This is a genomic window from Niveispirillum sp. (assembly GCF_017996735.1).
GTDB lineage: Bacteria > Pseudomonadota > Alphaproteobacteria > Azospirillales > Azospirillaceae > Niveispirillum.
In genome coordinates, this window is record NZ_JAGOGJ010000072.1 from 1 (window position 1) to 12,748 (window position 12,748).

At 68.0% G+C, this 12,748-nt stretch carries 16 protein-coding genes; 12 read left to right on the plus strand and 4 right to left on the minus strand.

Annotated features, from left to right (window positions below; all coding sequences use genetic code 11):
- Window positions 1-1,167 (plus strand): PAS domain-containing sensor histidine kinase (locus tag KBA48_RS20235; protein WP_292909724.1); only part of this gene is annotated, 1,167 nt, incomplete at its 5' end.
- A gap of 52 nt (window positions 1,168-1,219) precedes the next feature.
- Here KBA48_RS20235 and KBA48_RS20240 read toward each other — a convergent pair.
- A complete protein-coding gene (locus KBA48_RS20240; protein ID WP_292909726.1) occupies window positions 1,220-2,116 on the minus strand; it encodes an NAD(P)/FAD-dependent oxidoreductase in 897 nt (298 codons plus the stop codon).
- 105 nt (window positions 2,117-2,221) lie between these two features.
- On the opposite strand from KBA48_RS20240, the gene KBA48_RS20245 reads away from it, so the two are divergent.
- The 4 genes from KBA48_RS20245 (at window position 2,222) to KBA48_RS20260 (ending at window position 5,176) form a co-directional block, all read left to right on the plus strand.
- Complete coding sequence (locus tag KBA48_RS20245; protein ID WP_292909728.1) at window positions 2,222-2,698, plus strand: Rrf2 family transcriptional regulator; 477 nt, start codon at window positions 2,222-2,224, stop codon at window positions 2,696-2,698.
- Between the two features lie 99 nt (window positions 2,699-2,797).
- Entirely contained in the window at window positions 2,798-3,943 is a 1,146-nt protein-coding gene (locus KBA48_RS20250) for an LUD domain-containing protein (protein ID WP_292909730.1), read from the plus strand.
- Window positions 3,936-4,553, plus strand: a complete 618-nt coding sequence (locus KBA48_RS20255; RefSeq protein ID WP_292909732.1) for an LUD domain-containing protein — start codon at window positions 3,936-3,938, stop codon at window positions 4,551-4,553. Before KBA48_RS20250 ends, KBA48_RS20255 begins: the two co-directional genes overlap by 8 nt.
- Window positions 4,550-5,176 carry a Smr/MutS family protein gene (locus tag KBA48_RS20260; RefSeq protein ID WP_292909734.1) on the plus strand — a complete coding sequence of 209 codons (627 nt, stop codon included), beginning with the start codon at window positions 4,550-4,552 and terminating at the stop codon, window positions 5,174-5,176. Before KBA48_RS20255 ends, KBA48_RS20260 begins: the two co-directional genes overlap by 4 nt.
- A 4-nt stretch (window positions 5,177-5,180) precedes the next feature.
- On the opposite strand, the gene KBA48_RS20265 is transcribed toward KBA48_RS20260, so the two are convergent.
- Entirely contained in the window at window positions 5,181-5,840 is a 660-nt protein-coding gene (locus tag KBA48_RS20265; RefSeq protein WP_292909736.1) for a glutathione S-transferase N-terminal domain-containing protein, read from the minus strand.
- 112 nt (window positions 5,841-5,952) lie between these two features.
- Here KBA48_RS20265 and KBA48_RS20270 point away from each other — a divergent pair, with 112 nt between their 5' ends.
- From KBA48_RS20270 to KBA48_RS20290, 5 genes are all read left to right on the plus strand, one after another.
- On the plus strand, window positions 5,953-6,864 hold the full coding sequence (locus tag KBA48_RS20270) for a hypothetical protein (protein ID WP_292909738.1): 912 nt from the start codon (window positions 5,953-5,955) through the stop codon (window positions 6,862-6,864).
- An 81-nt stretch (window positions 6,865-6,945) separates the two neighbouring features.
- A complete protein-coding gene (locus KBA48_RS20275; RefSeq protein ID WP_292909740.1) occupies window positions 6,946-7,824 on the plus strand; it encodes a hypothetical protein in 879 nt (292 codons plus the stop codon).
- Complete coding sequence (locus KBA48_RS20280; RefSeq protein ID WP_292909742.1) at window positions 7,821-8,630, plus strand: ComF family protein; 810 nt, start codon at window positions 7,821-7,823, stop codon at window positions 8,628-8,630. Before KBA48_RS20275 ends, KBA48_RS20280 begins: the two co-directional genes overlap by 4 nt.
- Before the next feature lie 102 nt (window positions 8,631-8,732).
- Complete coding sequence (gene grxC / locus KBA48_RS20285) at window positions 8,733-9,002, plus strand: glutaredoxin 3 (protein WP_292909744.1); 270 nt, start codon at window positions 8,733-8,735, stop codon at window positions 9,000-9,002.
- 5 nt (window positions 9,003-9,007) lie between these two features.
- Entirely contained in the window at window positions 9,008-9,841 is an 834-nt protein-coding gene (locus KBA48_RS20290) for a carbon-nitrogen hydrolase family protein (protein ID WP_292909746.1), read from the plus strand.
- Window positions 9,842-9,862: 21 nt separating this feature from the next.
- Here the strand turns inward: KBA48_RS20290 and KBA48_RS20295 are convergent, their stop codons facing one another.
- A complete protein-coding gene (locus tag KBA48_RS20295; protein WP_292909748.1) occupies window positions 9,863-10,522 on the minus strand; it encodes a calcium-binding protein in 660 nt (219 codons plus the stop codon).
- A 156-nt stretch (window positions 10,523-10,678) separates the two neighbouring features.
- Between KBA48_RS20295 and truA the strand changes: the two genes are divergently transcribed.
- Window positions 10,679-11,482 (plus strand): tRNA pseudouridine(38-40) synthase TruA, encoded by an 804-nt coding sequence (gene truA / locus KBA48_RS20300; protein WP_292909750.1) that lies wholly within the window; start codon window positions 10,679-10,681, stop codon window positions 11,480-11,482.
- Here truA and ddpX read toward each other — a convergent pair.
- On the minus strand, window positions 11,413-11,988 hold the full coding sequence (gene ddpX, locus KBA48_RS20305) for a D-alanyl-D-alanine dipeptidase (RefSeq protein WP_292909752.1): 576 nt from the start codon (window positions 11,986-11,988) through the stop codon (window positions 11,413-11,415). The genes truA and ddpX overlap by 70 nt on opposite strands.
- Before the next feature lie 65 nt (window positions 11,989-12,053).
- Between ddpX and tsaB the strand changes: the two genes are divergently transcribed.
- Window positions 12,054-12,746, plus strand: coding sequence for a tRNA (adenosine(37)-N6)-threonylcarbamoyltransferase complex dimerization subunit type 1 TsaB (gene tsaB, locus KBA48_RS20310; RefSeq protein ID WP_292909754.1), 693 nt, complete (start codon window positions 12,054-12,056; stop codon window positions 12,744-12,746).
- Window positions 12,747-12,748 lie beyond the last annotated feature (2 nt).

Below are 12,748 nucleotides of genomic sequence, written 5' to 3' on the forward strand. Positions count from 1 at the left end.
GGCGGGCTGATGTTCGTGGCCGAGGATGTGACCCACACGCTGGCGCTGGAAAGTTCCTACAACACCCTGATGGCGGTACAGCAGGAGACGCTGGACAATCTGGCCGAAGGCGTGGCCGTGTTCGGGGGCGACGGGCGCCTGAAACTATGCAACCCGGCCTTCCTGCGTGTCTGGTCGGTGGACGCCGAACAGGTGCGCGGCGATCCGCATGCCGCCCGGCTGGTCGATCACATCAGGCCGTTCCTGGACCGGGGCGGCGATTGGGGGCCCCAGCGGGAGCGTCTGGTGGGCCGCCTGCTGGAACGCGCCGCCGATGCCGGCATCATGCGGCGCATGGACGGGTCGGTGGTCCGGTACGCGCTGGTGCCCCTGCCCGACGGCGCCGTGCTGTTCTCCTGCCTGGATGTCACCGACAGCGACAAGGTGGAAACCGCCTTGCGCGCCAGCAACGAGGCTCTGGAAGCCGCCGACCGGTTGAAGGCCGAGTTCATCGCCAACGTATCGTACCAGTTGCGCACCCCCTTGAACGCCATCATGGGCTTCGCCGAAATCCTGCATAACCAGTATTTCGGGCCGTTGAACAACCGGCAGCAGGAATATGCCAAGGGCGTGCTGGAGGCGAGCCGGCGCCTGCTGTCGCTGGTCAACGACATCCTGGACCTTGCCACCATCGAGGCCGGGTTCATGGTGCTGGAGCATGAGAAGTTCGACATTCCGCAATTGCTGCATTCGGTGGCCGGCCTGACGCGCGACTGGGCCCGCAAGCAGGGGCTGGATCTGCGGGTGGAAGTTTCGGAACAGACCGGCGGCATGGAAGGGGACGAGAAGCGGCTGAAGCAGGCGCTGTTCAATCTGGTCTCCAACGCCATCAAATTCACTCCCGCCGGCGGCCGCATCACCCTGTCGGCCGAACGACAGGGTGATCAGGTTGTGCTGGGCGTCAGCGATACCGGCATGGGAATCGCTGGGGAGGAGCAGAACCGCGTCTTCGAGCGGTTCGAACGCGGCCGGGCCGGCAATGGCGGGCCCGCCGGGGCCGGCCTGGGCCTGTCACTGGTGAAAAGCTTCATCGAGTTGCATGGCGGAAAGGTGGAGATCGACAGCGACGGGCACAATGGCAGCACCATCCGCTGCCGCCTGCCCGTCGTGCCGCCACCCCGGGGCTGACCCTTCACGCGATCCCGCGTCGATGGTTCGTCAAGCGCCGGACCCGCTGGGGTCAAAAGCCCAGCAGCGACCGGTGCGCCCCCACCGCCGCCAGGGCGCCGGAGGCGACGGACAGCGCGGCGCCATGCATCGGCATGCTGGCATCACCGGCCGCGAAGACCCCCGGCACGCTGGTCGCCTTCCAGGTATCGACACGCAGATGCGACCCGCTGAACCCTTCCTCCATCGCGCAACCCAGGTCCAGGGCGATGGGGCTGGCCGGATGGGTGCGGGAGCCGACGAACAAGGCCGCCAGCGGCAGCACCCGCCCATCGGCCAGCCGCACGGCCGACAGGGCCGGCGCCGCGCCCAGCAATTCCACGATGGGCGAGGCCTCTACCACGACACCACGGGCCGCCAGCTTGTGTGCCGTTTCCGGTTCCGGCAGGAACGCATCCTGCGTGAACAGGGTCACCGGCCCCCAATCGGCCACCAGCAGCGCCTTCATATCGGCGCCGGGCATTGTGGCCAGCACGCCCAGCGGTTGGCCCGCCACCTCGTACCCGTGGCAATAAGGGCAATGCAGCGCGCCGGTACCCCAGCGTTCCCGCAGGCCCGGCACGGGGGGCAATTCATCGCGCACCCCCATGGCCAGGATCAGGCGCCGGCCCCGATGCCGGGAACCGTCGGCCAGGGTGGCGCAGAAATCATCCAGGGCGCCCGTCACCGCATCAACCAAGGCTTCCCGCAGGGTGAAGGTCGGATAGGCCGACAGTTCGGCCAGACCACGGGCGCGGATTTCCGCGGGCGGCACCCCGTCCTGCCCCAGGAAGCCGTGGGAATGCGCCGCGAACCGGTTGCGCGGCTGCCCGGCATCGATCAGCAGCACCTGCCGCCGCGCCCGGACCAGTGGCAAAGCCGCCGCCAGCCCCGCAAAACCGCCACCGATGATGATCACGTCGTAAAGCATGGAGTTCTCCGTTATCACGTAACTTCATAAATTACATGATGGCGAAGAGGGGACGCTTACGCAACATGACTTGTTGCGTAAGCCGATCCGCGTTACAGAGCGATCATGCGACCCGACAGCCGCCTTTCCCGCATGCTGCATGCTTTGATCCACATGGATCGGCTGGAACGGCCCGCCACGTCCGAAACCCTGGCCCAGATGCTGAACACCAACGCCGTCGTGGTGCGACGGACCATGGCGGGGTTACGCCAGCACGGGCTGGTCCGCTCGGAAAAGGGCCATGGCGGCGGCTGGGTCCTGGCGCGGCCGCTGGAGGCGGTCAGTCTGCTGGACATCTATCAGGCGCTGGGCGAACCGCAGCTTTTCGCCATCGGCCCATCGGTGGACAATCCCGATTGCCTGGTGGAGCAGGCGGTCAACAAGGCCCTGGAGCATAGTCTGGCGGAGGCGCGAACGCTGCTTCTGTCGCGGCTGGCGCAGGTCAGCCTGGGCGACCTGTCGCGGCAGTTCGAGGAAAAGCTGCGCAGCGGTGCCTGGACGTTGCCAGCCCTGCCGCCGACCGGTGGCGACACCCCGGTCTGAAGCCACAAAGGCTTGATCCCGCCGCATTTTCCAGCCCCCGAGGCACGCCGGATCATGTAGTGTCGCCCAGACAAGACACCAGCCGGAACATGCACGCGCATGGCTTCACCCCACCCGCACCCTACCGGCCTGCTGGTCACCTGCCCGGTGGATCTCTGCTGTCCGTCAGCAGGGTTCACGGCGGTGGAAAGGCTGCGCGCCATGGGCTGCACGGTGACGGTGCCGGCGCAAGGATGCTGTGGCCGCACACTGCTGGAACGGGGTGACCGGCGGGGGGCCGCCGGCATGGCGCACGGCATGATCGGGGCCTTTGCCGGCTGCGGCCCGGTGGCGGTGCCGAACCGCGCCTGCGCCGCCATGGTGCGGGACCAATACCCGGTGCTGCTGGCCGACGATGCCGCCTGGGGCGGCCGCGCCCGCGATCTGGCCGCCCGCTGCCGCGACCTGACGGATCTCCTGATCCGGGCGGGCGATCCACGGACGGATGCATTGTCACGCCAGGTGATCGCCACCCGTGATCGTACCCTGGCCCATCTGGACCGGCATCTGCGGATGGTCGAAGACCGGCTGCGCGACAGCGGCGGTCAGGTCCATTGGGCGACCAGCGCCGGGGATGCCGTGACCATCATCCGGCAATTGTGCCTGAACCATGGGATCGGCCCCGCCATCCTGGACGGCTCCCCCCTGCTGATGGAAATCGGACTGGAGGAAGCGCTGGCCGGCGCGGGCATGACCGGGTCCGGCGCGGATTCCCCGCCGCTGATCGGGATTTCGGGCGCCGGCTTCCTGGTGGCAGAAACCGGCAGTGCCGTGATTATTCCCGATGCGGGGCCCGATGCGGGGTTGGATTCAGGCGCGGCGGATACGCTGTTTGCCCCCTGCCATATCGTGGTGGCAGCCATCGACCGGGTCGTTCCCACCCTGTCCGATGCCAGTGCCCTGCTGCGCCTCTGGTCGGAAGGGGGCGGCTTGCCGCCCCGTGTCCTGTTCGCCACGGGGCCGCGCGGGGCCGGCGATGCGGACGGACCGGATATCTTCCACCTTGTCCTGCTGGACAATGGCCGCACCGACCTGCTGGCCGCGTCCGGGGCGCCGCCGCCGCGTCTGGCGCAACGGGCCGGCTGGGTCTGGCGCCTGCTGTCGCGCCATCCATCCCTGTATCGCCATGTCACCTCCTTCGTGAGCCGCGTCCACGGATATGGCGGAAGCTTCCAGGCCCGGTGGCGGGATGCCGATCATGGATAGGCGCGATGCCATTCTGAACCGGGTGCGCGCGACGGTCGCCGGCATGGCGGTTCTGGCGGATGCCCCGCCGCCCCCGTCCGCGACACGCGGGCTGACCAATCTGGGCCTGATCGAGATGTTCGGGAAACGGGCCATCGCCGCCGGCGCCAGCGTGGAGCGGGTGGCCGACACGGCCCGCGTGCCACATGCCGTCGCCGACCATCTGACAGCGCTGGGGATGGCACAACAGGCGCGGGTGGCGGGCGATCCGTGGCTGCGGTCCATCCCCTGGAACCGGCGGCCGCGCCTGTCCCTGTCCTTCGGCCGTGCGCGCACCGGGGATCAGGTCGGCGTCGGCGCGGCCCTGGCCGGCGTTGCGGAAACAGGGACGCTGGTGATACCCAGCGGGTCCGATCAGGCCGCCGGCCTGCTGTTCCTGCCGCCCATACAGATCGTGATCCTGCCTTTGCACCATATTGTCGGCACGCTTGACGATGCCTGGCGTGGCATGGCCATCCGCCAGCAGGCGCGGGGCCTGGGCATGCCGTCTTCCGTCTGTCTGGCGACGGGGGCCGGGGCCGGGCGGCTGCATGTCATTCTGGTGGGCGAGCCGGACGCCGCCCACCCATGACCAATCATCGCCGCCCCAAGGGGCCGACTGACGCGGAACTGGAACTGTGGCGGACCGTGGTGCGTGACGCCACGCCCATCGCCGGCAAGCGCCGCCCCGCCCCGCCGAAACCGGCCAAGCCAGCCGCCCCTGTGGTAACAGCGGCCCCGGCGGCACGCCCCGCCCCATCCCTGCCAGCCCCCACGGTTCCCGCCGCTGCGGAGCGTCTGGCGGAATTGCTGCGTGCCGTGCCGTTGAAGGAAAAGGGCAAGGTCAGCGTCCAGCTTGCCCCCTCCGCCCTGGGCCGCGTGGCCGGGGTGGACAAGCGCACGGATGAAAAGGTGCGCAAGGGCCGCATGGGCATCGATGGCCGCATCGACCTGCATGGCATGACCCAGAGCGAGGCGCACCACGCCCTGTCCGGCTTCATCCGCCGTTCCCACATCATGGGCCGGCGCATGGTCCTGGTGATCACGGGCAAGGGCCAGATGCCGCGCGGCGAAGGCGTTCTGCGCCTGTCTGTGCCGCGCTGGCTGCGCGAGGCGGATGTGGGGCCCCTGGTCCTGTCGGTCCATCAGGCCCAGCCCCAGCATGGCGGCGGCGGCGCCTATTACGTGCTGCTGAAGCGCCGCCGGGAGGGATGATCCCCTAACGCACCACGATCGTCTGTGCCGATTGCACCAGTTCGGCCGCCGTCACATTCTTCGGCGGTTTCTGCAACCCCGCCGCACAGCCGGGCCGCGCGTCAAGTTGGGCGATCCAGCGCGACAGGTGGGGCAGGTCATCAATGGCCACGCCCGACCAGTCATGCGTGCGGGCCCAGCACCAGTTGGCGATGTCGGCGATGGAGAAATCGCCCGCCAGGAATTCATGATCCTTCAGTCTGCCGTCCAGCACCGTCAGCAGGCGCTTCGTCTCCTTCTGATACCGGTCGATGGCGGCGGGGATCTTTTCCGGGAAATAGCGGTGGAAGACGTTGGCCTGCCCCATCATCGGCCCCACACCGCCCATCTGGAACATCAGCCATTGCAGCACCTGGCTGCGGCCCTTGGCGTCCGTGGGCATCAGGCGGCCCGTCTTTTCGGCCAGCCAGACCATGATGGCGCCCGATTCGAAGACGGTATGATCCTCCGCCCGGTCCACGATCACGGGAATGCGGCCGTTCGGATTCATGGCCAGGAACCAGGGTTCCTTCTGTTCGTTCTTCGCCAGCGACACGACATGGAGGGTATAGGGCAGGCCCAGTTCCTCCAGCGTGCAGGAGACCTTGTGCCCGTTGGGCGTGGCGGCGGTGTACAGGTCGATCATGACGTTTCCTTCCACTGTCTTTGCGCCATCATGCGCCGCCGGGCGCCAGGGGGGAAGCGGGGCCGAACGCCGCCTCCGCCGATCGGACAGGTTTACCTGCCCGGATAATTGCATGACCATGCCCTCATTCTTTGCCTGGGTTGGGGAGGGGTGGATGGTCTGGCGCCGGTTGATCTTGTCCCTGCTGCTGCCGCTTTCCACCCTTTCCGCCCTGGCACAGGAAACAGCGCCGGAGATGCTGCCCGAAATCATCGTGCAGGCACCGGGGGAAAGGGCCGTCGAGAATTTCGTGGGCGATGTTCTTGATCGGGTACATGGCGATCAACTGGCCCGCTGGCATCAACCGATCTGCACCACCCTGCGCGGTTTCAGCGCGGCCCAGGCCCAGGCGTTCGACAGACGGCTTCAGGAGGCGGCGACCCAGGTCGGCATGGAGCCGCCACGCTCCGGATGCAAGCCCAATGCGGTCATCCTGCTGACCGATCAGCCGAACATGCTGATCGACCATATGCTGTCAACCTATCCCGGAATTTTCGCCCCGGCCGGCCCGTCGGAGGTGCGTCGGGAATTGGCAGCCGGCGGCACCGTGCGCGTATGGTCGACCAGCGTCACCAATGGCGCCCAGGGCACAACGCCCGACATCGCGACCAAGGGCAGCGCGGTCTTCACCTCGGTAAAGCTGGCGCCGGGCAATGCCACGCGGTTGGGCAGCGGGGTGCGCGCCGACCTGTTCCGCACCGTCGTCATCCTGGATGTCAACGGCCTGCGCGGACTACCTCTGGATGCGACGGCCGATCATGTCGCCATGCGCCTGCTGGGCCGGACAGGAGAGGCGGAACAGACGGGGGTGCCGACCATCCTGTCCCTGTTCCGGACCGATGGCGGTCCCCGACCCCTGGCCATGACCGATTGGGATCGCGCCCTGCTGCGCGAACTCTACCGGGCGCCCGTCACTGCCAACGCCGACCGCCAGCGCCGTCAGATCGCACGCCGCCTGACCGACACGGCCGCTGCACAGCCCTGACCGGCCCCGCCGATCAGACAGGTTTACATATCCTGATAATTGTACGACCATCCAATCATATCCCGCTGAAGGAGATCACACATGGTCGGTCGCTGGCTCTCCCTTTGCTTTGCCCTGCTGCTGCCGGCGACGGCCCTGGCCGTGACACAGGCTGCACCGCCCGAGTTGTTGCCCGAGATCATCGTGGAGGCACCCGGCGAGATGGAGATCGCGGCCTTCGTGGGGCAGGCCCTGCCGGACACGCGCGAACGGCAACTGGCCCGCTGGCACCGCCCGCTCTGTGTCGCCTACCGCGGCTTCAGCAAGCAGCAGGAGCAACTCTTCCACCACCATGTGCAGGCCGTGGCCGCCCTGGTGGAGATGCCGGCGACGCCGGGGGATTGCCGGCCTAATGTCGTCGTGCTGCTGACCGATCAGCCCGACCGGCTGGTCGATCTGATGCTGGAACGCCAGGAACGGCTGTTCAGGCCGACACCGATCGCCGAGGTGCGCAAGGCGTTGGATCAGGATCGGGCCGTGCGGATGTGGCATGTAACCCTGCTGAACGGCAAGGATGGTAATACGCCCGATGCGCTGGACATGGCCGGTCCCCTGTCCAATGCCAGTTCCATCCGCGCCGCACCCGGCAGCCTTTCCCGGCTGGGCAAGCAGACACGGATCGATCTTTTCCGGACCATGATCGTCATAGACGCCAATGCGCTGCGCGGCCTGCCGCTGTCCGCCGTGGCGGATCATGTCGGCATGCGGGTCATGGGGGCCTTCGCCGCCGATGCCGCAACGCCGCTGCCCAGCATCCTGGGCCTGTTCCAGTCTGGACAAAAAGGGCCCCTGGCCTTGACGGATTGGGACAAATCCCTGCTGCGGGGCCTCTATCAGGCACCGGTTGACACCCATATGAACCGCCAGCGCCGCATGATCGCCCGCCGTCTGGTCGAAACCGCCACGACCGGGGAGCCGTGAACGCGACGCGACAGGCGGCCATCCGGTTCGTTTCCCCCCTCTGGCATGTCACCTTGCGCCTGCTGGACCTTGTCCTGCCGCCGCGTTGTCTGGCCTGCGGGACGGAGGTGGGGGTCGCCGGCGCCCTGTGTCCCACCTGCTGGCAAGGCATCGGTTTCATCGCGGCGCCGCATTGCGCCCGCTGCGGCCTGCCCTTCGATTACGATCCCACGGGTGACGGCGCGACCAATCTGGTCTGCGGCGCCTGTCTGGCCCGCCCGCCGCCGTTCGACCGCTGCCGGTCGGTCTTTGCCTATGACGATGCCAGCCGCCCGCTGGTCCTGGGGTTCAAGCACGGGGATCGCACCGATTGCGCCCCGGCCTTCGCGCAATGGCTGGCGCGGGCGGGGGCCGTGCTGGTGGCCGAACCGGATGTGATCATCGCGCCGGTGCCGCTGCACCGCTGGCGGCTGTTGAAACGGCGATACAACCAATCGGCGCTGCTGGCGCTGGAACTGGGGCGGCTGGCGGGGCGGACGGCCATCCCCGACCTGCTGATCCGCCGCCGCGCCACGCCCAGCCAGGGCGGGCTGACGGCCAAGGGGCGGGCGCGCAATGTACAAGGCGCCTTCGCCATCAACCCGCGCTGCGTGGGCCGCGTCAAGGAAGCCCGTATCCTGCTGATCGATGATGTGTTCACCACGGGGGCCACGGTGGGCGAATGCGCCCGCACCCTGCGCCGGGCGGGGGCACGGGCCGTCGATGTGTTGACCCTGTCGCGCGTGGTGAAGCCCGTAACGCTGGAGGAGGTGGGGGAGGCCGGCTGATCCCCCGGCAAGGGTGCATTGCAACCCCTTGCCCTTTGCCGGCGGTCCCGGCAGGTTCATATTATTGTCAGCAAACCATCACCGATGCAGGGACCCTTCGCCATGTCCGCGCCCAAGGTCGAGATCTATACCAGCCCCTGGTGTAGCTACTGCACCCGTGCCAAGCGCCTTCTGGACGGCAAGGGTGTCCGTTATGAGGAGATCGACGTCATGGCCGAACCGGCCCGCCGGTCGGAAATGACCCAGCGCGCCGGGGGCCGCACCAGCGTGCCGCAGGTCTTCATCGACGGGCAGCATATCGGCGGCTGCGACGATACCCATGCCCTGGATCGCGCCGGCAAGCTGGACCCGCTGCTGGGCATCGGGGCCTGATCCGCATGACCGGCAGCCCCCCCTTTGTCCGCGCCGCCCTGGTCCAGGTGAATGCCGGGCCGGAGATCATGCCCAACCTGGAACAGGCCGGCATCCTGGTCCGTCAGGCCGTGCAGCAGGGCGCGCAGCTTGTATGCCTGCCGGAGAATGTCTCCCTGATGGCGCAGGGGCGGGAGAAAATCCTGGCCCGTGTGAAGCCCGAGGAACAGCATCCCGGCGTGCCTTTCTTCCGCGATCTGGCGCGGGAAACGGGGGCCTGGATCATGACGGGCACCCTGGGCTGCCTGCTGCCCGACGGGCGCGTGGCCAACCGCGCCTTCGTGACCAATCCGGACGGCGAGATCACGGCGCGGTATGACAAGATCCACATGTTCGATGTGGATCTGGCCGGCGGTGAGACCTATCGCGAAAGCGCCACCTACCGGCCCGGTGAACAGGCGGTGGTGGCCGCCACGCCCTGGGGCGGGCTGGGCCTGTCCATCTGCTATGATGTGCGCTTCGCCTATCTTTACCGCGCCCTGGCCAAGGCCGGTGCCAGCATCATCACCGTTCCCGCCGCCTTTACCGTGCCCACGGGCCGTGCCCACTGGCATGTGCTGCTGCGGGCCCGCGCCATCGAGACGGGGTGCTTCATCCTGGCCCCGGCCCAGACCGGCACCCATGATGGCGGGCGCGGCACCTATGGCCATTCCGTCATCATCAGCCCCTGGGGTGAGGTGCTGGCCGATGCGGGGGAGGAGCCGGGGGTGATCCTGGCCGACCTGGACCTGTCCAAGGTGGAGGAGGCCCGCCGCATGGTGCCCAGTTTGCGGCATGACCGCAGCTTTACGGGCCCCTGACCGTCAGCCTCCCATCGGGCCTCAGGCGATGACGAACCAGTCGGCAGCGGCGTCATAGCGAACCGACAGCCCGTCCGGGATGATGATCGTATGGTCCTGTTCGGCGTCGTAACGGCCGTCATTGTTCAGATCGATGACGATATGGCCGTTGATCTGCGCGATATTGGTGACACCCGCCTGGAGGAAGGTGGGCAGGGCCGTATCCGCCGTCAGGGATGACAGGGCGGTGCCGTTGATGCGTAGGACTGTCTCTGCGGCGGCATCGAAATCGACCCGCTCGCCCTTGCCGATATCGATCAGGATATCCCGATCACCAGCCCCCAGGTCCGCCAGGGCAAAGGTGAAACGGTCGCGGCCCGATCCGCCGGTCAGGATGTCGGAGCCGGCCCCGCCATTCAGCACATCATCGCCCTTGCCGCCATCAATGATGTCGGTGCCGGCACCGCCGCGCACCGTGTCATTGCCCCAGCCGGCACTGATCAGGTCATTGCCGGCGGTGCCGTTCAGGCGGTCGGCGAACAGGCTGCCCATCTGGGGCTGCAGATGGAGGTCCCGCACGGCGTCAACCGCACTCTTGCCCAGGCCGATAAACAGATCGCCCAGGGTTTTGATCGTCGCCTCGACCAGGGCTTGCGCTAACCCCTGCCCCAGCGCTTCGGAAAACGAATTGATCTTTGACATGGCCCGGGCCTCCCCGCCCTCAGATATGGACATTGTTCATATCCAGCTTTTCCTTCCACCACTGTGATCGCCGTCATGGGGAAGAAAAGCCTGTTGACGGGGGCCGCTTGCGGTTGCATCGCTGGGGCCGTTCGATGATGAAGGCCCCTGCCCCCAATGTCCCAGCGCTGGAAAATCACAGTCGAGTTCAATGGCACGCCCTTTCTGGGCTGGCAGCGGCAGGATCACGGCCCCTCCGTCCAAGGCTGCCTGGAGGAAGCGGTGACACGCTTTTCCCAGGAGGTGGTGACGGTGCACGCCGCCGGCCGCACCGACAGCGGCGTGCATGCCACCGGCATGGTGGCCAGCTTCGATCTGAACAAGCCGGTCAGCGCCGACAAGGTGCGCGACGCCCTGAACTTTCACCTGAAGCCCAACCCCATCGCGGTCCTGAAGGCGGAGGCGATGGAGCCGGAATTCCATGCGCGCTTCACCTGTATCGGCCGGTCCTACCTGTACCGCATCACCAACCGGCGGGCACCGCTGGCGCTGGATGCCGGGCGGTCCTGGCTGGTCTCGCACCCGCTGGATGCCGACGCCATGCATGCGGCGGCCCAGCGCCTGATCGGCCGGCATGATTTCAGCAGCTTCCGCGCCTCGCTCTGCCAGGCGGCCAGCCCCGTTAAGACGCTGGCCGAACTGTCGGTGACGCGGGTGGCGGAAGAGGTGCGGATTGTCGCCCGTGCCCGATCCTTCCTGCACCATCAGGTGCGCAACATGGTCGGCACCCTGAAAATGGTGGGTGAAGGGCGCTGGACGGCGGATGACGTGTCGGCGGCGCTGGCAGCCCGCAACCGGTCGGCCGCCGGACAGACGGCCCCGGCCGACGGCCTGTATTTCACCCGCGCCTATTATCCGGGAGACGACTTCCCGGACCCCATCACCGACGGGCCCAGCACCCCATCCTCCACCAGCGGATAAGCGGAGGCGCTAGGCAACTGGTAATGCCACCATTCCCAGGCGTAATGCTGCCAGCCCGCCGCCGCCATGATGCCCAGCAGCAGGGCGCGGTTGCGCTGTGCCGCCACGCTGATGCTGGTGTCGGCGTGCCAGGCGATGGGCCGCATGTCGTCGAAATCGGTCCCCATGTCCAGCATCGTGCCATCGGGCAGCGCCAGGGTCAGGTCGATGGCCACGCCGCGCCCATGGCTGGACCCGATGCGCGGATCGGCGATGAAGGTCGCGTCGGGCAGTACATTCCACAGCGCCCATTGCGCGGCCGGTGGCCGGTAGCCGTCGAAGACCCGCAGGCGCAACCCCTGCGCCGCCGCCAGCCGGACGGACCGGGCCAGCGCCGCCGCCGCGTCGGGATGCAGAAGGCAGAGCGGCCGCGCGAAGATCGGCCTTCCCGTCAGATTGTCGGGCGTGGCATAGCGAAGATCGAGATCGACATCGAAATCCGGCGGGGCGATGGTAACGAACCGCATGGGAAACCCTTGTCGTTGCTGTCGGGACCTTGATAGCGGACACGTCCGCGAATGGATATGCGCCAATGATCACGCTTGGCCTGGATACGGCGACCAGCGCCTGCGCCGTCGCCCTGTGGGATGCTGCGTCGGGCCGGACACTGGCCGTGCGGGCGGAGACCATGCAACGCGGCCTGGCGGAAAAGCTGGTGCCCATGGTGCAGGCGACGCTGGCCGATGCCGGAATCGGTTTTGCCGACCTGTCGCGCATCGGGGTGACGGTGGGGCCGGGCACCTTCACGGGCCTGCGCGTTGGGCTGGCCGCCGCGCGCGGCTTCGCGCTGGCCGCCGGCTGCCCGCTGGTGGGCGTCACCACACTGGAGGCGGCGGCCCACGGCCTGGATCCGGCGGCGCGGACGGGGCGGACCCTGCTGGCCGCCATCGAAAGCCGGCGCGACAATCTGTTCCTGCAGCCCTTCGCGGCCAATTTGTCACCGCTGGGCGCGCCGGCTGACGTGCTGCCGCCTGACCTGCCCGCCTATGCTGCCGCCCACCTGCCCGCCGGCCCGCTGCTGATCGTTGGCGATGCCGCCGCACGCGCGGCGCTGGCGCTGGGAGCGTGGGACGGCGGGGTGACCATCGTGGAGACGACGGGCGGGGCGGAGGCGCTGGCCACGGCCCGCATCGCGGCGGCACAGGACGCGGGCGGCATCGCGGCACGCATCGCCGACCCGTTCTATCTGCGCCCACCCGACGTCACCCTGCCGAAACAGGGCTGAGC